The sequence below is a fragment of the Actinomadura sp. BRA 177 genome (assembly GCF_013372625.1).
In the GTDB taxonomy this organism is placed as follows: domain Bacteria; phylum Actinomycetota; class Actinomycetes; order Streptosporangiales; family Streptosporangiaceae; genus Spirillospora.
The window spans coordinates 1-17,307 of record NZ_JABXFD010000156.1 but is presented as its reverse complement, the minus strand read 5'-3'; the positions used below and the strand labels follow the sequence as shown (position 1 = coordinate 17,307).

Genomic DNA, 17,307 nt, shown 5'->3' with positions numbered 1-17,307 from the left:
GGATTGTTTTTGTGTTTGGGTTTGTTGTGGTATGGTGTGGTTCTGGTTTTTATATAGGTCGGGCACCACCAGGATCTACACGTGCCTCTTCGTCGGCAGCGTCAGATGTGTGTACGAGACAGCCGCCGGTCGAGCTCCGCGGCGTCCAGGAGCGGCCCCCGCTCCCCCGCCCGCTCCGGCACCGTCACGACGGCGGGCCACGACCACGCCCGCGCCTGCGCGGTCACCTTCGCGCCGCCGCCGACCGGGTCCACGGCCAGCGCGGGGACGCCGTTCTTCAGCGCCAGGACGAGCCCGTGCAGCCGCGTCGTCACCACCAGGTCGAGCCTGCGCAGCGCCGACTCCAGCTCGGCCGCCGTGCCGAACAGGCGCCAGTCGCGCGGATCCAGCCGCGTGTCCAGGGGCAGCCGCGCGCACTCGCGCGCGCCGAGCCAGTCCGTCAGCTCCCGCTGGATCCGGTCGTGCAGCCGCCGCCCCGCGTACTCCTCCTGGCCCGGCGCGAGGACGACCCCGACCACGGGCACGGACGGCGTCGCCGGCAGCGCGGCCAGATCGTGCCGCGGCGCCTCGGCGGGCGTGTCACGGGCGAGGACCGCGTCGAACCCCGCCACCGCCGGGTCGTCCGGATCGATGACCGAGACGCCCACGGCGATACGGGTACAGCGCGCGTACCGGCGGTGCAGCTCCTCGATCTGCGGTCCGTGCAGCGGCCCGCAGGCGAACACGAGATGGCTGTAGGAGGCGGGGTCGGCGCGGCCGAGGTCCAGGCCGCCCGGCCGGAAGACGGGGCTCCACGCCAGGTCGCACTCGACGTCCGCCCCGGCGAGCCCGCGCCGCACGGCCTCCATGGCCAGGACGTCGCCCGCCGTGGCCTCACCGTGCAGGAAGCTCGGCCATCCGGCCACCAGGACGCGCATCCGCTAGCCCCCCTGGGCCACCTTGATCCTCGCCAGGTGCTTCTCCAGTACGGGAAGGGCCTTCTCCGCGAGGGCCTTCACCTCGGCCGAGCCCATGGAGATCTCGGTCTTCGTCGCGGCGATGGCCTTCTCGTGGGCGTGCGCCATGGCGATGAGCCATTGGTTGTCGAACGAGCGGCCCGAGGAGCTCTTCAGCTCGTCGAGCGTCAGCTGCTGCTGGGCGGTCGGCGACCTCGGGACCTCCACGCCGAGGCGGCCCGCCAGCTGCTTCAGCTGCTCGTCGAGCGCGCGGTGATCTTGCGTGATCATCTGGCCCAGCGACCTGATCTCGGTCGTGGTGCCCTTCTCCTGCGCGATCTGGCCCGCGCTGATCTCCGCGAGGTTCGCCTGGTGCGCGCTCTTCAGCCACGTCCTGTCCTGCTCGTTGCCCGGCAGCGGGGACGACGGCAGGCTCCGGTCCGGCCGCGTGTCATGGGCCTCGGTGCTGCACGCCGCGGGTGCGGCGACGACCGCGGCGGCGGCGAGCGCGAGGGCGAGCAGGCGTGAACGCGTCATGCCGTGGCTGCTACCCGTGACCGCCCGTCCCATGTGCCGCCCGGCCGCCGGTTCGCGGGCGCCGTGGCCGGGCCGCGCGCGGAACGTTCCCCTGACCCGCACGCGACACTTCAGACACCTTCCGGTTTACGGACACGGCCATATGGGCAGAGTCACCTCGCGGCCCACTCGCGAGCTCGGAGCCAAGTGCCCCGAACTGCGAGCCTGGGCCGCACCACATTTCACCCGGTCAGCGCCCTTCACCCGGTCAGCGCCTGGGCGACCACCATGCCGCAGTAGGCGGCACCCAGCCCCGCGGCGATGCTGGCCGCGGCGTTCAGCACCGCGTAGGAGCGGGCCCCGGTCTCGGCCAGCCGCAGCGTCTCGTAACCGAACGTGGAGTACGTGCTGAGGGCGCCGCAGAAACCCGTCCCGGCGAAGGCCATCACGCCGCCGTCCGCCGGCAGCGCCGCCAGGAGGCCCAGCAGGAACGAACCCGCGACGTTGACGGTGAACGTCCCCCAGGGGAACACCGAGTCGTGCCGGGCCTGGACCGCGCGGTCGGTCAGGTAGCGCAGCGGAGCGCCGAACGCCGCGCCCAGCGCGATCAGCAGGAGCGTCACTCGCCGTCCTCCCCGCCCCGGCGGCGGATCAGCGCCCTGGTCAGCCGCGCTCCGGCGAGGACGGCGGCGAGCGCGGCGGCGAGCGTCAGCGCGAGGTACGCCAGCCCGACCCGCGGCGCGCCGTGCTCCACCGCCCGCTGGATGTCCACGGTGTAGGTCGAGAACGTGGTGTAGCCGCCGAGCACCCCCACCCCGAGGAACGGCCGGAGCAGCCGGTGCGCCCGCCGCGGCTCGGCGATCAGCACCATCAGCACGCCGATCAGCAGGCAGCCCGAGACGTTCACCCAGAACACCGGCCACGGGAACTCCCCCGGCCGGTACTGGAACGCGCTGATCAGCCCGTACCGGGCGAGCGCCCCGAGGACACCGCCCGCCGAGATCGCCCCCAGCGTCCCCCACGGCGCCCGCCGCAGCTCGGCGCGCTGCGCCGGCACGTGCAGATCGACATCGGGGTCCACGGGAGGGCGGGGCATGGCATGTCAATCTACCGGCGGTCAGGGGTCGGGGCGGTCGACCTGGCCGCGCCAGCCGCCGGTCTGCACGCCGCGCGACTCGATGAAGGTCTTGAACCGCCGCAGGTCGCCCCGCACGCGGTGCGTCAGCGCGCCGAGCCGGTCCCCGGCCTTCTCGGCGAAGCCCGCCGGGTCGATCTCCAGCTGCGCGGTGATCCGGGTGGTGGTCTCGTCCAGCCGGTGGAACGTCACCACGCCGGCGTGGGTCGGGCCGTCCAGGGACTTCCAGGCGACCCGCTCGTCGGGCAGCTGCTCGGTGATGCGCGCGTCGAACTCGCGGGTGACGCCGGCGATCCGCGTCGTCCAGTGCAGGGTCGTGTCGTCCAGCTGGCGGACCTCCTCGACGCCGTCCATGAACCGCGGGAACGTCTCGAACTGCGTCCACTGGTCGTAGGCGGTGCGGATCGGGACGGTGACGTTGACCGATTCGGTGATCGTGCTCACGGCTGCACCTCCTGCCTCACCGCCCGGTTACCCGCCTGACGTGCGTCTATCCGCACAACCCCGGCGCGGCAGTGTGATCGCCTCCCGGACGGGTAGGGGAGGCGCACCGAGCGATAGCCCCCTGCCCTCGCCGGCCTCGTCCGCAAAGGAGAGCATCCGCATGACGTCGGCGCAGACCACCCGCTTCAATGACGGGCAGACCGAGATCCTGCTGGCGGAGATGAACGGGCTTCCGGAGGACGATCCCCGGAGAGAGCGGCTGCGGGCGCGCATCGTCGACATGCACGTTCCGCTGGTCCGCGGTGTGGCGCGCCGGTACGCCAACCGCGGTGAACCCCTGGACGACCTGCAGCAGGTCGCCTACCTCGGGCTGGTCAAGGCCATCAACCGGTTCGACCCGGGCATCGGCGACCGCTTCGTCACCTACGCCTACCCGGTGGTGACCGGCGAGGTGAAGCGGCACTTCCGCGACAAGACGTGGGGCATCCGGGTGTCGCGGCGCATCCAGGAGCTGCGGCCGATCCTGCAGCGCACCGTGCAGGACTACACGCGCGAGCACGGCCGCTCCCCCACGACCGGCGAGATCTCCGACCTGATGGGCATCACCGAGGAGGAGACCGTCGAGGTCATCATCGCCTGCGACGCCTACCGGCCGCTGTCCCTGGAAGCACCGGCCGACGGCTCGTCCAGCGGCGAGAACGGCACGGTGGGCGAATACCTCGGCTCCGACGACCCGGCGCTCGACGCCTTCATCGACGGCCACGCCCTGGGCCCGCTGATCGACGACCTGCCCGAACGCGAGCGGACGATCCTGCTGCTGCGCTTCTTCGGCAACAAGACCCAGACGCAGATCGCCGAGCAGATCGGCCTGTCCCAGATGCACGTGTCCCGGCTGCTGCGCGCCACCCTCGACCGCCTCCGCATGGGGCTGCTGGCGGAGGGATGAGCGCACGGCCGCGGCTCGTCGCGTTCGACGTGATCGAGACGCTGATGCCGCTGGATCCGCTGCGGGCGCGGTTCTCCGGCATCGGCCTGCCCGGCGGGGCGCTGGAGACCTGGTTCGCCCGGACGCTGCGCGACGGCATGGCGCTGACGGCGGCGGGCGACTACCGGCCGTTCCGGGCGGTCGCGGAGGGCGCGCTGCGCGCCGTCTCCGGATACCGCGCGGACGACGCGGCCGTCGCGCACGTCCTGGACGGGTTCGCGACGCTGCCCGCCCATCCCGACGTGGAGCCCGCGCTGCGGCGCCTCGCGGACGCGGGCGTCCCGGCGGTGTGCCTGACCAACGGCGCCCGCGACACGACGACGGCGTTCCTGGAGCGGGCGGGGATCACCGGCCTCGTCGACCGGGTGATCACGGTGGAGGAGGTCGGCCGGTGGAAGCCGCCGCCGATCGTCTACCGGCACGCCGCCGCCGTGACGGGCGTGCCCGGCGACCGGATCGCGCTGGTCGCCGCGCACGCCTGGGACTGCCACGGCGCCAAGCGGGCCGGGCTCGTCACCGGGTGGGTCAGCAGGCTCGAAGGCCGCTACGGCGAGGTGTTCGAGCCGCCGGACGTGACCGGCGACGACCTCATCGAGGTGGTGGACCGGCTGCTCGCCCTGGACGACGGCTAGCCGTCAGGGCTTGGGCAGTGCGCACGTCCGGTTCAGCACGACGTCGTTGCCCTTGCCGAGGCAGCGGGCGAGCTGGTAGGTCTGCTGGCCGTAGTGGGTGCCGTGGCGGACGGTGATCCGGCCGTCGCGGGCGACCTCGCAGGGGTTGTTGAGCGTGCAGCGCTCGCCGTCGTCGTTGCCGGTGTTGTTGACGCCGACGACGTGGTGTGTGCGGGCGTCGATGACCGGCGAGCCGGACGTACCGTGGATCGTCTCGCACTGCGGCGTGTACCGGATCGAGTCCTTCCACGTCCAGCCGGCCTCGCGCAGCCGGTACACGGTCGCGTCGATCTTGCAGCCGTAGATCGTCCGCCAGTAGCCGGAGACGACCCGGATCTCGGTGCCCTCGCGCGGCCTGGCCGTGGAAAGCCGCAGCGCGGAGACGCCGTACCGCTGCCGGATCGCGGCGTAGGTCGTGTTCAGCCGGTAGACGGTGACGTCGGTGTCGGTCATCGTGGCGTACTCGACCCTGGTCGCCCGGAGGGTGCCGAGGTCGCCCTCGCCCGTCCGGTCGAGGAGCCGGAACGTCCTGGACGACGGCTGGTCCACGACGACCTCGCCGGACTTCGGCATGCCGGACTCCAGGCAGTGGCCGTTGGTCAGGACCAGCGCCGCGTCGGTGTCGCGGGAGCGCGGCCCCCGCACGAGCGACCCCGAGCAGTTGCTGAGCGCGACGATCCCGGTGAAGTCGACCGCCGCCCGGCCCTGGTGCGGGACGGGCGCGGCCTGCGCGGTGCTCGCGGTGAGCGTCCCCCCGGCCGCGGCGACGGCGAGAGCGGCGGCGGCGAGGCGTCGGGGCATGCGGGGATCCTCTCTCGGCGGGCCAGAGCTCGGATGCTAGATCATCTCCGTCCCGATGAGAAGGACCGCCGCGTCAATCCACGTCCACCCAGCCGTAGGTGCGCTCGACCGCCTTCTTCCAGCCCGCGTAGCCCTCCTCGCGCTGCTCGTCGGTCCAGGTGGGCTCCCAGCGCCTGTCCTCGTTCCAGTTCTGGCGGAGCTCGTCGGTGGTGTTCCAGAACCCGACGGCCAGGCCCGCGGCGTAGGCGGCGCCCAGCGCGGTGGTCTCCGCGACGACCGGGCGGGAGACGGGGACGCCGAGGATGTCGGCCTGCATCTGCATGCACAGCTCGTTGGCGGTGACGCCGCCGTCGACCTTGAGCACGTCCAGGGAGACGCCGGAGTCCTCGCGCATCGCCTCGACCACGTCGCGGGACTGGTAGCAGATCGACTCCAGGGTGGCGCGGGCCAGGTGGGCGTTGGTGTTGAACCGGGACAGCCCGACGATCGCGCCGCGCGCGTCCGACCGCCAGTACGGCGCGAACAGGCCGGAGAACGCCGGGACGAAGTACACGCCGCCGTTGTCCTGGACCTGCCTGGCCAGCGGCTCGCTCTCGGCGGCGCCGGAGATGATGCCGAGCTGGTCCCGCAGCCACTGCACCGCCGACCCCGTCACCGCGATCGACCCCTCCAGCGCGAACACGGTCGGGTGGTCGCCGAACTTGTAGCAGACGGTCGTGAGCATCCCGGCCTTGGAGCGGACGAGTTCCTCACCGGTGTTGAGCAGCAGGAAGTTGCCGGTGCCGTAGGTGTTCTTGGCCTCGCCGGGCGCGAAGCACACCTGCCCCACGGTCGCGGCCTGCTGGTCGCCGAGGATGCCGGTCAGCGGCACCTCGCCGCCGAACGGGCCGTCCGGACGCGTGAGCCCGTAGGCGTCGGACGTGGAGGACGGCCGGATCTCCGGCAGCATCGAGCGGGGGATGCCGAAGAACGACAGGAGCTCGTCGTCCCAGGAGAGGGTCTCCAGGTCCATCAGCATGGTGCGGCTGGCGTTGGTCGGGTCGGTGACGTGGACGCCGCCGTCCGTCCCGCCGGTGAGGTTCCACAGCACCCACGTGTCCATGTTCCCGAAGATCGCGTCGCCGTTCTCGGCGGCCTCCCGGACCCCGTCGACGTTCTCCAGGATCCACTGGACCTTGCCGGCGGAGAAGTACGTGGCGGGCGGCAGCCCGGCGCGGTGCCGGATCGTCTCGCCCCGCCCGTCGCGTTCGAGCGCGGACGCGATGCGGTCGGTGCGGGTGTCCTGCCAGACGATCGCGTTGTAGTACGGGCGGCCGGTGCGCCGGTTCCACACCACGGCCGTCTCGCGCTGGTTGGTGATGCCGACCGCGGCCAGATCGTCGTGGCCCAGGTTCGCCTTGTTCAGCGCAGACTGGACGACGGCGCGGGTCCGCTCCCAGATCTCGGTCGGATTGTGCTCGACCCAGCCCGCACGCGGCAGGATCTGCTCGTGCTCCAGCTGGTGCCGGGCGACCTCGTTGCCGCCGTGGTCGAAGACCATGAAACGGGTGCTCGTCGTGCCCTGGTCGAGCGCTCCGACGAAGTCGGCCATTGAACGTCTCCTTTTCTTCCGGCGGGCGGGACCGCGTCAGGGATTTTCCGTGTCCAGGGTGGGCTCGCGCCCCGGGGGCACTTCCTCCTCGTCGTCCGGGATGTTGCGCCCGATGAGCCAGACGTAGAGGCCCGCGCCGAGGAGGCCGCCGATCAGTGGCGCGGCGATCGGCACCCAGAAATAGAAGTCCCCGTACTGGTCTCGCCACGCGTTCCCGTATCCGGTGATGTACTGGGCGAGCCGGGGACCGAAGTCGCGGGCCGGGTTGATCGCGTACCCGGCGGCCGAGCCGAACGCCATCCCGATCGCCACCACGATGAACCCGATGATGAGCGGGGCCAGGTTGGCCAGCGGCGGCGCGTTGCGCAGGTCGACGAGGGCGAGGACGAGGAACAGCAGGATCGCGGTGCCGATGATCTGGTCGCGGAACGCGCCCCAGGTGTGGATCGGCAGCGACCCGTTGCCGGGCATCGTGGAGAACACGAACTGCGTCTTGGTCGTCAGGCCCGGGTCGAACTTGTTGAGGATCTCGGTGTAGTTCCACCGGACGATCAGCGCGCCGATGAAGGCGCCGAACGTCTGCGCGAAGCAGTACGGCAGCACCTTGCGCCACGGGAAGTCCCAGAAGACGGCGAAGGCGAGGGTCACCGCCGGGTTGATGTGCCCGCCGCTGATCCGCGCGCAGGTGTAGACGCCCAGCGTCACCGCGAAGCCCCACGCCCAGGCGATGCTGTCATGGTCGCCGAGGCTCTGCGGGTCGCCGAGGCCGCTGCCCGCGATGACCTGGGCGACGACGCCGCAGCCGAACAGGATCAGGATCATCGTGCCGAGGAACTCCGCGATCATCTCCCGGACGATCTCCGGGGCCCATGGCCGTCGCGTCATCGTTCCTCCTCCAGGGTGGGTGACGTAAGGCACAACCGCCGCGAACGTAAGTACGCCCGACAGGCCCGGTCAACGGGTCTGTGACGACAATGTCGACACCCTGCGCCGTCCATCACACCCCCGGCCCCATGTCCGCGATGGCGTGATCTTTCCCAGGAGGGGCCCCGCTATTCGGCCGATCCGCGGTCAGTGGCCGCGGAACGCCTCCGCCAGCCACCAGGCGGGACGGTTCCGGGTGACCTTGGCGTCCACGACCATCGGCCGGTCGCGCGGGCCCGCCAGCCAGTCGGCGACGGCGGCCAGGTCGTCCGCGCGCCGGACGGTCGCCGCCGCGCAGCCGAAGCCGCGTCCGATGGCGGCCAGATCCGCCGGCGGGAACGTCACCGTGTCCAGCGGATGCCCGCCGGGGCCGAAGTGGTGCACCTCCGCGCCGTACGCCTCGTCGTCGTAGACGACCACGAGCAGCCCCAGCCCGAGCCGGACGGCGGTCTCCAGCTCCGGCGCCGCCATCAGCGCGCCGCCGTCGCCGAGCGCGGCGACGGTGAGCCGGTCGGGCCGGGCCACGGCGGCGCCGATCGCGGTGGCGAGGCCGAGCCCGACCGACTGGAACGCCTGGGTGAACACGAGCCCGTCGCCGTCGGGGACGTCCAGGAACATCGCCGGGTAGCCCATGAAGTTGCCCGAGTCGACGGCGACCGTCCGCTCCCGGGGCAGCATCCGGTCGAGCGCGATCGTCAGCGTCCGGGGGTCGATGCGGGGGCCGCCGGCGTCGTCCTCGGCGGCCGGGTGCTCCTCGTACGGGACGTCCTGCCAGCGGCCTTCGCGGGCGAGCCGCTCCGCCACCTCGGGCGTCCGGTAGCCGGTGGCCGTGTGGCCGCGCTGCGCCAGCTCGGCGAGCACGGCCCGCGCGGTCTCGGCGGCGTCGCCGATCAGGCCGAGGTCGACCGGGCGGTGCGCGCCGAGGGCGCGGGCGTCCACGTCGACCTGCACGACCTTCGCGTCCGCGCCGATGAGGGCGCCGTGCCGGGTCGTCCACATGGTCAGCGAGCAGCCCCAGCCGACGACCAGGTCGGCGCGGCGGATCAGGTCCGCGGCGGCCGGCGTCGCGAACCCGCCGCTGACGTCCAGCGCGAACGGGTCGCCCGGCTCGCCGACGCGCTGCAGGCGGCGGCACCGGCAGCGGCGGGACCTGAGGCGCGCGCACCGGCCGAGAGCTCGCAGGCGCAGGAAACACCGGGCAGCGCTGCGGCGCGGTGGCCCGGCGCTCGGCCTCGTCCGGCAGTTCGGCGCCCTGCACGTCCAGCGGCAGCCCGAGCAGCACGGTGCGGCGCTCGGCGACCGCGGTCCGGCAGGCGCGGGCCACGTCGTCGAGCGCGCTCTGCGGCGAGTGGACCCGCTCGGGGACGGCGCCGACGGCCGCGGCGATCGCGGCCTGGTCGATGCGGAAGTTGGAGCGGACCGCGGCGGCGGCCGTCTCGCCCGCGACGACCAGCAGCGGCGTCCGGCTCTTGGCGGCCTCGGCGATGCCGGTGACGGCGTTGGTGAGGCCGGGCCCCTGGTGGACGCTGAGGACGCCGAGGCCGCCGCTCACCCGCGCGTAGGCGTCCGCCATCGTCGCGGCGCCGCCCTCGTGCCGGGCGGCGACGAACCGGGCGCCGTTCGCGACCAGCGCGTTGGTGACGTGGAAGTTGCCGCTGCCGACGACCCCGAAGACGGTGTCGGCGCCGAGCCGCGCGAGGGCCCGCCCGACGGCCTCCGCGACGTTCATCGCTCGATCAGCGCGAGGACGCGGGCGGGGCTGCCGGAGCCGCCGACGATCGGCAGCGGCGAGGCCAGCAGCACCGCGCCGCGGGCCGGCAGCCGCGCCAGGTTCTGCAGCTGGGTGAGGCCGTACTTGCCCGCGCCGAGGAAGTAGGAGTGGCAGGGGAACGGCGGGTCGAAGCCGTGCGCGGCGCCCGCGTCGGTGCCGACGGTCTCGGTGCCGAGGCCGAGGACGGGGGTCTCCTCGGCGAGCCACCGGGCGCACTCGGCGGAGATCCCCGGCGTGTGCGGGCCGTTCTCGTCGGCGTTGAGGAAGTCGCCCTGGTCGCCGGAGCGGGCGTCCCAGCCCGTCCGGTAGAGGAGCCAGCCGCCGTCCGGGAGCGGGCCGTTGGCCTTCTCCCAGTCGCGGACGTGGTCGATCTCCAGCAGGAAGTCGGGGTCGCCCGCCACCCGCTCGGACACGTCCAGCACCACGGCGGGGGCGACGAGGCGCGCGGGCGGGACCTGCGAGACGTCCTCGCCGTCGCGGCCGGTGGCCCAGTGCACGGGCGCGTCGAAGTGGGTGCCGACGTGCTCGCCGGTCTCGATGTCGTTCCAGTACCAGGCGGGACCGCGGTCGTCGTACCTGCTGATCTCCTTGAGCCGGAACGGCACGGTGTTGGCGAACGGCTCGGGGAGCTGGAGGATCGGCGTCCGCTCCGACAGCGGCGCGGTCAGGTCGACGATCTCCACCGAGCCATCGGCGACGGCGGTGAGCAACTGGGCGAGAACGGACATCGGTCCTCCGGGCACGGGCGGCTGAGGGGCGCGAGGTTTCCCTGAACGTACCGCAGATGCCCCTGTTCAGAAGGCCCTCCGCCCCAGCCCGCACCGGGTTCTTCGATCACTCGTCCCGGAGCCAGGGGTACCGCCCGGTGTCGGCGCCGGCGTAGTCGGGGTCGAGGTAGATGAACACGCGCTGGATCTTCCAGTCGCGGATCTCGAACACGTCGCACCACCGGCCGGCGCCCCACTCGGGGACGCCCGCCCGCCACGGCCCGTCCCGGTGCTCCCCGTGGCTGGTCCCCTCGCACACCAGCGTGTCGCCGCCGGAGAAGATCCAATTGAACGAGGCGTAGTGGTGCCGGATCGCCTTGATCGTGGCCCCGACGTCGCCGAAGAGCCGGCCGATCTCGTCCGTGCCGGTGGCGAGCCCCCACTTCGGGAAGTACACCTGCGCGTCGCCCGCGAAAAGGTCCAGGAGCGGCGAGCCGTCCGAGGTGACGCCGCCGTTGTCGAATCCCTTGAGGTACTCCAGCGCCACCGACTTGCGCTGCTCGTCCGTCATCGTCTGCGTGCTGAGCGCCAATCCCATCACCGTCCGCGTCGCCGGGCCGCCCACCAGACGGTAACCCGGCGGCCGCCGCCGATCGAGAGCCTGGAACAAATCGGGCGGCCCAACAGGTTAGGGTTACCTAAGTACTGTGATCCACATCATCGGAGGACTGCATGGCGACGGAACCGGTACGCAAGGGCCGCACGCTCCACCGCGGCACGGTGCTGCGCACCGAGCGCCTCACCCCGCACATGATCCGCGTGGTCCTCGGCGGCGACGGGCTCGCGGGCTTCGGCGCCGGCGAGTTCACCGACCACTACGTGAAGCTGCTGTTCCCGCGCCCCGACGTCGCCTACCCCGAGCCCTTCGACATGGAGAAGGTGCGCGCCGAGCTGCCGCGCGAGCAGTGGCCCAGCACCCGCACCTACACCGTCCGCGCGTGGGACGCGGAGGCGGGCGAGCTGACGATCGACTTCGTCCACCACGGCGACAAGGGCCTCGCCGGCCCCTGGGCGGCGAACGCCCGGCCCGGTGACGAGATCTTCTTCAACGGCCCCGGCGGCGCCTACGCGCCCCGCGCCGACGCCGGCTGGCACCTCCTCGCCGGCGACGAGAGCGCGATCCCCGCGATCGCCACCGCCCTCGAACGCGTCCCGGACGGCGCACCCGCCCGCGTCTTCATCGAGGTCGCGGGCCCCGAAGAGGAGCAGAGCCTCGCCGCGCCGGACGGCACCGAGGTCGTCTGGCTGCACCGCGGCGCCGGCCAGGTCGGCGACCTGCTGGTCGAGGCCGTCCAGAAACTCGACTTCCCGGACGGCGAGGTGCACGCCTTCGTCCACGGCGAGGCGAACTTCGTCAAGGCCCTCCGCCGCCACCTCCGCGTCGACCGCGGCCTCCCCATGGCCCAGCTCTCGATCTCCGGCTACTGGCGCCGCGGCCGCGACGAGGACGGCTGGCAGTCCAGCAAGCGAGACTGGAACCACCAAGTGGAACAAGAGGAAGCGGCCGCCCTCGCCTAAAAACCAGAGGCGCCCTGCGCTCGCTGCGCTCGCTCCGGTCGCCTCGTAATCACGCCCTGGCGCAAGGGGAGGGCGCCCTTCGCCGCGCGGGAGTGTCTCACCACGTAATCCCGCGCACCGGGGCCGCCGCCCTGCCTTTCAGGCCGTGGCTTGGGTTTGGTCGGGGAGGTCTTCGGGGTCTTCATCGTCGTCGGCGAAGCCGGGGAGCCAGTGCTCGGCTTCGGCGCGGAAGGCGCCCTCGGCCTCCAGCTGGCACAGGACGCCGCCGCAGCCGGACAGGGCGCGGCTGACGGCGAGGTACTGGGGCGGGAGGCGGAAGGCGCGGGCCAGGGCGCCGGGGCGCATGTCGGAGGCGAGGCCGAGGCCGCGGGCGGTCTGCTCGCGGAGCCATTCGCGGGAGTAGCGGAAGCGCTCCACGGCGAAGGGGGCGGCGTGCGGGGCGACGAGGTCGGCGATCTCCGCGGGGTCGACCTCGGCCTCGGGGACGAGGAAGCCCTCGTCGCAGAGGGCGTCGACGATCTCGTCGGGGTCGCCGAGGGTGCCGATGCGCAGCAGGCGGCCGATCGACCACTGGAGTTCCGCGGGGACGCGGGCGGCGCCGCCGAAGTCCAGGACGCCGAGGCGGCCGTCGTCCAGCAGGCGGAAGTTGCCCGGGTGCGGGTCGATGTGGATCATCTCGCAGCGGGCCGGGCCGGACAGCAGGAAGCGGAACAGCAGGAGGCCGGCGCGGTCGCGGGTGTCCTGGCCGGCCTCGGCGATGACCTTGGCGAGCGGGGTGCCGTCCAGCCACTCGGTGACCAGCACGTTGCCGGACTGGGCGACGACGGCGGGGACGGCGAAGTCGGGGTCGCCGGCGTAGGCGTCGTGGAACGCGGTCTGCGCGCGGGCCTCGTCGACGTAGTCGAGTTCCTTCTCCAGGCGGCGCTTGAGGTCGGCGATGACCGGCTTGACCTCGACGCCGGGGAACAGCGGGGTGAACAGGCGGCTGAGCCGGGAGATCTGGTTGAAGTCGCTCATCAGCGCCTGCGCGGCGCCGGGGTACTGGACCTTGACCGCGACGGTGCGGCCGTCGTGCCAGACGGCCTTGTGGACCTGCCCGATGGACGCGGCGGCGGCCGGGCGGTCGTCGAACTCGGCGAAGTGGTCGCGCCAGTCGTCGCCGAGGCCCTCGGCGAGCACCTTGTGGGTCGTGGCGGCGGGCATCGGGGGCGCCGACTCCTGCAGGCGGGTGAGGCTGGCGCGGAACGGGCCGGCGATCTCCTCGGGCAGCCCGGCCTCGAAGATCGACAGCAGCTGGCCGACCTTCATCGCGCCGCCCTTGAGCTCGCCGAGCACGGCGAACAGCTGCTCGGCGGTGCGGCGCTGCACCTCCAGCGCGACGGCCTCGGCGGGGCGGCCGAGCGTCCGCTTGCCGAGCCCGAGGGCGGTGCGGCCGGCGAACCCCAGCGGGAGGGTCGCCAGCTTGGCGGTGCGCGTCACCGCGCGGCGGGGGATGTCACTCACGGCCCGGCCGTCCCTCTTTCGACGATGCGTCCAATGACTAAGCCTCTCATGGCGGGCGGAAGCCACAAAGTGGTCACCCGCCCTTAAAGATTCAGCGTCCGGCCGGGCCCGAAGATTCCCGGCCGGACGCCGCCGCGCCGGGCGCGCACGGGCGCAGCAGGAGCTGCACCACCTCCAGCGCCTGGTCGATCTCCGGCCGGTTCCCGCCCAGGTAGTGGGCGTACATGAAGGAGTCGGCGACGCGGACGATCGCCTGCGCGAGCGTCCGGGTGGGCAGCGGGACGCACAGTGCGCCGCGGTCGATCTCGGCCTGCAGCTCGCGGGTCAGCAGCTCGGTCGCGCGGTCCTCGATGGTGCCGGGCATGGTGGCCAGCCGGATGAACAGCCGCGGCTCGCGCTCGGTGAACGCCTTCAGCGGCGCCGCGGTCACGACCGCGCTCATGAAGCGTTCCAGGACGGTGAGGATCCGCTCCGCGCCGCGTCCGCCCACGTCCCGCACCGCGACCTGGTAGGTGCGCTCGGTCATCTCCGCGAGGACCGAGCCGAGGAGCTGCTCGCGGCTGCCGACCCACCGGTAGAGGGTCGCGCGCCCGACGCCCAGCTCGGCGGCCAGCGCGGACATGTCGATCGGCTCGCCCCGCAGGTCGTGCGCGGACGCGGCGGCGAGCGCGGCGGACGGCCCGGCCGGGTTCCGGCGGCCCGGCGCGTCCGGGGGAACGGGGCTGCCGCTCATCCGCACAGCATGGCACAGCGGCCGGGCCGCCCCGGCCGGGGCTCCTCGCGATCGCGCGACTACCCGGGGTGATCAAAGGGTAGTGCGCTGGTGTGAAGGACAAACATGGGGGTGCCGGACGCAAGGGCCGGCTGCTGATCATCGGTGGGGCGGAGAACCGGACCTGCGGGTCGGGGCCGCTGGAGACGTTCGTCGAGCTGTCCGGGGCCGAGGACGCGCGGATCGTGGTCGTGACGACGGCGACGGAGGTCCCCGAGGAGGTCGCCGAGGAGTACACGGCGGTGTTCGGGCGGCTCGGCGTGCCGTCGGTGCGGGAGCTGCGGCTGCTCGGCCGGGCCGCCGCCGACGACCCGGCGACGCTGCGGGCGCTGGAGGCGGCGACGGGCGTGCTGTTCAGCGGCGGCGACCAGTCCCGCATCCGGACCCTGGTCGGGTCGAAGACCAACGAGCTGCTGAAGCGCCGCCTGGACCAGGAGGGCCTGGTCATCGCGGGGACGAGCGCGGGCGCGACCGCGATGGGCCATTGGATGATCCTGGGCGGGCACGGCCACGAGGTCGCCGCGTCCAGCGTGAAGGTCGGGCCCGGGCTCGGCCTGCTCGACAACGTGCTGATCGACATGCATTTCAACGAGCGCGGCCGGCTGCCGCGGCTGATGAGCGGCATAGCGCTGGACACCCGCCTGCTGGGCGTCGGGATAGACGAGGACACGGCGATCGTGGTGGGCGACGGCCAGTTCGAGGTCGTCGGGACGGGCGTGGTCACGGTCGTGGACGCCGGTCAGTCCACCATCGCCTACGCCGCCTCCGACGACGAGCCGATGGCGATGTTCGACGTGTCGCTGCACCTGCTGCCGGCCGGCTGCGCGTTCCAGATGAACGACAAGCTGCCCGCGATCGGCAACATGCGCGGCCCGGACGAGGAGGACTGAGCCGTGCGGCTCGATCATGTGCGCCGCCTGAGCGGCCCGAACACCTATCTGACCCGTCCCGTCGCGATCGCGCGGATCGATCTGCAGGGCCTGGCCGGCCACGAGACGACCGACCACCCCGGCTTCGCCGAACGCCTGCTGGACGCGCTGCCGGGCCTCGCGGAGCACCACTGCTCGGCGGGCCGTCCCGGCGGGCTGCTGGACGCGATGGCGCGCGGCACCTATTTCGGCCATGTCACCGAGCACGTCACGCTGGAGCTGTCCGGCCTCATCGGCCGCGAGGTCTTCTTCGGGCGCACCGTCCGGGCGGGCGGTCCCGCCGAGTACGACGTGATCCTGGAATGCCCGCGGGACGAGCCGGCCGGGAGCCCGGTGGTCGAGCGGCTGATCGCGCTCGCCGTGCGGATCGTGACCGGCGCGCTCACCGGGGCGGTGCCCGACACCTCCGGCGACCTCGCCGAGGTCGCCGCCGCGCACGAGTGCGAGCGGCTCGGGGTGAGCACGGCGGCGCTGGCGCGGGCGGCGCGCGCGCGGGGCGTGCCGGTCCGCCGCGTCGACGACCTCAACCTGCTGCGGCTCGGGTACGGGCGGTACCGGCGGACGGTGTGGGCCGCGATGACCGACACGACGTCCGCGATCGGGATGGAGGTCGCGGGCGACAAGCGGCTCGCGCACCGGGTGCTCGCCGACGCGGGACTGCCCGTCCCGGAGGGGCGGGTCGCGGCGTCGGCGGCGGAGGCCCTCGAAGCGCTCCGCGACATCGCCGGGCCGGTGGTCGTCAAGCCGCTCGCCGGGCACCAGGGCGAGAACGTCCACATCGAGCTGACCGAGCCGCCGGAGGTGGTGGCCGCGTACGCCGCCGCGGCCGGGGACGAGGGCGAGGTGCTCGTCGAGTCCTACATCCCCGGCAAGGACTACCGGGTCCTGGTGGTCGGCGGCCGGGTCGCGGCGGCGGCCGAGCTGACCGCCGCGTGCCTGACCGGCGACGGGACGGCGACGGTCACGGCCCTCGTGGAGCGGGTGAACGCCGACCCGGCGCGCGGCGAGGGCCACGACCGGCCGCTGACCCGGCTGGCGCTCGGCCCCACCGAGCTGGCGCTGCTGGCGCGGCAGGGGCACGACCCCGGATCGGTGCCCGCCGCCGGGGAGCGGGTGTGGCTGCGCCGCAACGCGAACCTGTCCACGGGCGGCACCAGCCGGGACGTGACCGACGACGTGCATCCCGACCTCGCGGCCATGTGCGTGCGGGCCGCCGCGGCCGTCGGGATGGACGTGTGCGGCATCGACCTGCGGCTGCCCGACGCCGGCTCGCCGCCGCCCGCCGAGCGCGGCGCCGCCGGGATCCTGGAGGTGAACGCCGCGCCCGGCCTGCGCATGCACCTGGCGCCGCACGAGGGCGCGGGCCGCGACGTCGCCGGCGACGTCCTCGACCTGCTGTACCCGGCGGGGACGCCGTCGCGGGTCCCGGTCGTGTCGGTGACCGGCACCAACGGCAAGACGACGACGGTCCGGATGATCGCGCACATGCTGGAGCTGGACGGCCGGCGGACCGGCATGACCAGCACCGAGGGCGTGCACGTGGGCGGGCGGCTGGTCCACCTGTCGGACGCGTCCGGGCCCCGCTCGGCGGAGATGGTGCTCGGCGACCGGTCGGTGGAGGCGGCGGTGCTGGAGACCGCGCGGGGCGGCATCGTCCGGCGCGGCCTCGGCTACGACCGCGCCGACGTCGCGGTCGTCACCAACGTCACCCGCGACCATCTCGGCATGGACGACACCGAGTGCGTGGACGACCTCCTCGACATCAAGGCGCTGGTCGCCGAGGAGATCCGGCGCGGCGGGCACGTGGTCCTGAACGCCGAGGACGAGGCGTCGGCGAGCCTGGCCCGGCGGCCCACCGTGCGGCGCCGCGACCCGGTGATCCGCTACTTCTCGCTCTCGCCGGACGCGCCCGTCCTGGTGGCGCACCTGCGCGGCGGCGGGCTCGGCTACTACGTGGCGGACGGCTGGCTGACCGAGGCGCGCGGCGACCGCCGCACCCGGATCCTGCCGGCCGGCGAGGTGGCGGGCGCGTTCGGCGGGCACGC

General features: G+C 73.3%; 18 protein-coding genes and 1 pseudogene. 6 read left to right on the top strand and 13 right to left on the bottom strand.

Features of this window, described 5'->3' with window-relative positions; genetic code table 11:
- Positions 1–920: 920 nt before the first annotated feature.
- The 4 genes from HUX53_RS04835 to HUX53_RS04820 form a co-directional block, all read right to left on the bottom strand.
- Positions 921–1,472 carry a DUF4142 domain-containing protein gene (locus HUX53_RS04835; RefSeq protein WP_176401959.1) on the bottom strand — a complete coding sequence of 184 codons (552 nt, stop codon included), beginning with the start codon at positions 1,470–1,472 and terminating at the stop codon, positions 921–923.
- A 239-nt stretch (positions 1,473–1,711) separates the two neighbouring features.
- Positions 1,712–2,074, bottom strand: coding sequence for a CrcB family protein (locus HUX53_RS04830; protein ID WP_176401958.1), 363 nt, complete (start codon positions 2,072–2,074; stop codon positions 1,712–1,714).
- Positions 2,071–2,547, bottom strand: coding sequence for a CrcB family protein (locus HUX53_RS04825; RefSeq protein WP_176401957.1), 477 nt, complete (start codon positions 2,545–2,547; stop codon positions 2,071–2,073). Before HUX53_RS04825 ends, HUX53_RS04830 begins: the two co-directional genes overlap by 4 nt.
- A gap of 21 nt (positions 2,548–2,568) precedes the next feature.
- Positions 2,569–3,030: an SRPBCC family protein gene (locus HUX53_RS04820; protein ID WP_176401956.1), complete on the bottom strand. Its 462-nt coding sequence runs from the start codon at positions 3,028–3,030 to the stop codon at positions 2,569–2,571.
- Positions 3,031–3,190: 160 nt separating this feature from the next.
- On the opposite strand from HUX53_RS04820, the gene HUX53_RS04815 reads away from it, so the two are divergent.
- Both HUX53_RS04815 and HUX53_RS04810 read left to right on the top strand, forming a co-directional pair.
- The gene (locus HUX53_RS04815) at positions 3,191–3,976 is read left to right on the top strand and encodes a SigB/SigF/SigG family RNA polymerase sigma factor (RefSeq protein ID WP_176401955.1); all 786 of its coding nucleotides are present in this window, start codon (positions 3,191–3,193) and stop codon (positions 3,974–3,976) included.
- Positions 3,973–4,647, top strand: a complete 675-nt coding sequence (locus tag HUX53_RS04810) for a haloacid dehalogenase type II (RefSeq protein ID WP_176401954.1) — start codon at positions 3,973–3,975, stop codon at positions 4,645–4,647. Before HUX53_RS04815 ends, HUX53_RS04810 begins: the two co-directional genes overlap by 4 nt.
- A 3-nt stretch (positions 4,648–4,650) precedes the next feature.
- On the opposite strand, the gene HUX53_RS04805 is transcribed toward HUX53_RS04810, so the two are convergent.
- The 4 genes from HUX53_RS04805 to HUX53_RS04790 form a co-directional block, all read right to left on the bottom strand.
- Positions 4,651–5,487: a serine protease gene (locus HUX53_RS04805; protein WP_176401953.1), complete on the bottom strand. Its 837-nt coding sequence runs from the start codon at positions 5,485–5,487 to the stop codon at positions 4,651–4,653.
- Between the two features lie 73 nt (positions 5,488–5,560).
- Entirely contained in the window at positions 5,561–7,078 is a 1,518-nt protein-coding gene (gene glpK, locus HUX53_RS04800; RefSeq protein WP_176401952.1) for a glycerol kinase GlpK, read from the bottom strand.
- A 36-nt stretch (positions 7,079–7,114) separates the two neighbouring features.
- Complete coding sequence (locus HUX53_RS04795; RefSeq protein ID WP_255204928.1) at positions 7,115–7,963, bottom strand: MIP/aquaporin family protein; 849 nt, start codon at positions 7,961–7,963, stop codon at positions 7,115–7,117.
- Between the two features lie 186 nt (positions 7,964–8,149).
- Positions 8,150–9,046: a thiamine pyrophosphate-dependent enzyme gene (locus tag HUX53_RS04790; RefSeq protein ID WP_309237053.1), complete on the bottom strand. Its 897-nt coding sequence runs from the start codon at positions 9,044–9,046 to the stop codon at positions 8,150–8,152.
- A gap of 170 nt (positions 9,047–9,216) precedes the next feature.
- Between HUX53_RS04790 and HUX53_RS42945 the strand changes: the two genes are divergently transcribed.
- On the top strand, positions 9,217–9,564 hold the full coding sequence (locus tag HUX53_RS42945) for a hypothetical protein (protein ID WP_176401951.1): 348 nt from the start codon (positions 9,217–9,219) through the stop codon (positions 9,562–9,564).
- On the opposite strand, the pseudogene HUX53_RS42940 reads toward HUX53_RS42945, so the two are convergent.
- The 3 genes and pseudogenes from HUX53_RS42940 to HUX53_RS04775 all read right to left on the bottom strand — a co-directional run.
- A pseudogene (locus HUX53_RS42940) lies at positions 9,477–9,731 on the bottom strand (thiamine pyrophosphate-binding protein); the annotation flags it as partial. The gene HUX53_RS42945 and the pseudogene HUX53_RS42940 overlap by 88 nt on opposite strands.
- Positions 9,728–10,501, bottom strand: coding sequence for a cyclase family protein (locus tag HUX53_RS04780; protein ID WP_176401950.1), 774 nt, complete (start codon positions 10,499–10,501; stop codon positions 9,728–9,730). The gene HUX53_RS04780 and the pseudogene HUX53_RS42940, both read right to left, overlap by 4 nt.
- Positions 10,502–10,607: 106 nt before the next feature.
- Positions 10,608–11,105, bottom strand: a complete 498-nt coding sequence (locus HUX53_RS04775) for a nuclear transport factor 2 family protein (RefSeq protein ID WP_309237052.1) — start codon at positions 11,103–11,105, stop codon at positions 10,608–10,610.
- A 107-nt stretch (positions 11,106–11,212) separates the two neighbouring features.
- Here HUX53_RS04775 and HUX53_RS04770 point away from each other — a divergent pair, with 107 nt between their 5' ends.
- Positions 11,213–12,058 carry a siderophore-interacting protein gene (locus tag HUX53_RS04770; RefSeq protein ID WP_176401949.1) on the top strand — a complete coding sequence of 282 codons (846 nt, stop codon included), beginning with the start codon at positions 11,213–11,215 and terminating at the stop codon, positions 12,056–12,058.
- A 138-nt stretch (positions 12,059–12,196) separates the two neighbouring features.
- Here the strand turns inward: HUX53_RS04770 and HUX53_RS04765 are convergent, their stop codons facing one another.
- Together HUX53_RS04765 and HUX53_RS04760 are read right to left on the bottom strand one after the other, a co-directional pair.
- The gene (locus HUX53_RS04765) at positions 12,197–13,561 is read right to left on the bottom strand and encodes an AarF/ABC1/UbiB kinase family protein (RefSeq protein ID WP_176401948.1); all 1,365 of its coding nucleotides are present in this window, start codon (positions 13,559–13,561) and stop codon (positions 12,197–12,199) included.
- A 91-nt stretch (positions 13,562–13,652) separates the two neighbouring features.
- Positions 13,653–14,294 carry a QsdR family transcriptional regulator gene (locus HUX53_RS04760; protein WP_176401947.1) on the bottom strand — a complete coding sequence of 214 codons (642 nt, stop codon included), beginning with the start codon at positions 14,292–14,294 and terminating at the stop codon, positions 13,653–13,655.
- 92 nt (positions 14,295–14,386) lie between these two features.
- Between HUX53_RS04760 and HUX53_RS04755 the strand changes: the two genes are divergently transcribed.
- On the top strand, positions 14,387–15,223 hold the full coding sequence (locus tag HUX53_RS04755) for a cyanophycinase (RefSeq protein ID WP_176401946.1): 837 nt from the start codon (positions 14,387–14,389) through the stop codon (positions 15,221–15,223).
- 3 nt (positions 15,224–15,226) lie between these two features.
- Positions 15,227–17,307 (top strand): Mur ligase family protein (locus HUX53_RS04750; RefSeq protein ID WP_176401945.1); only part of this gene is annotated, 2,081 nt, incomplete at its 3' end.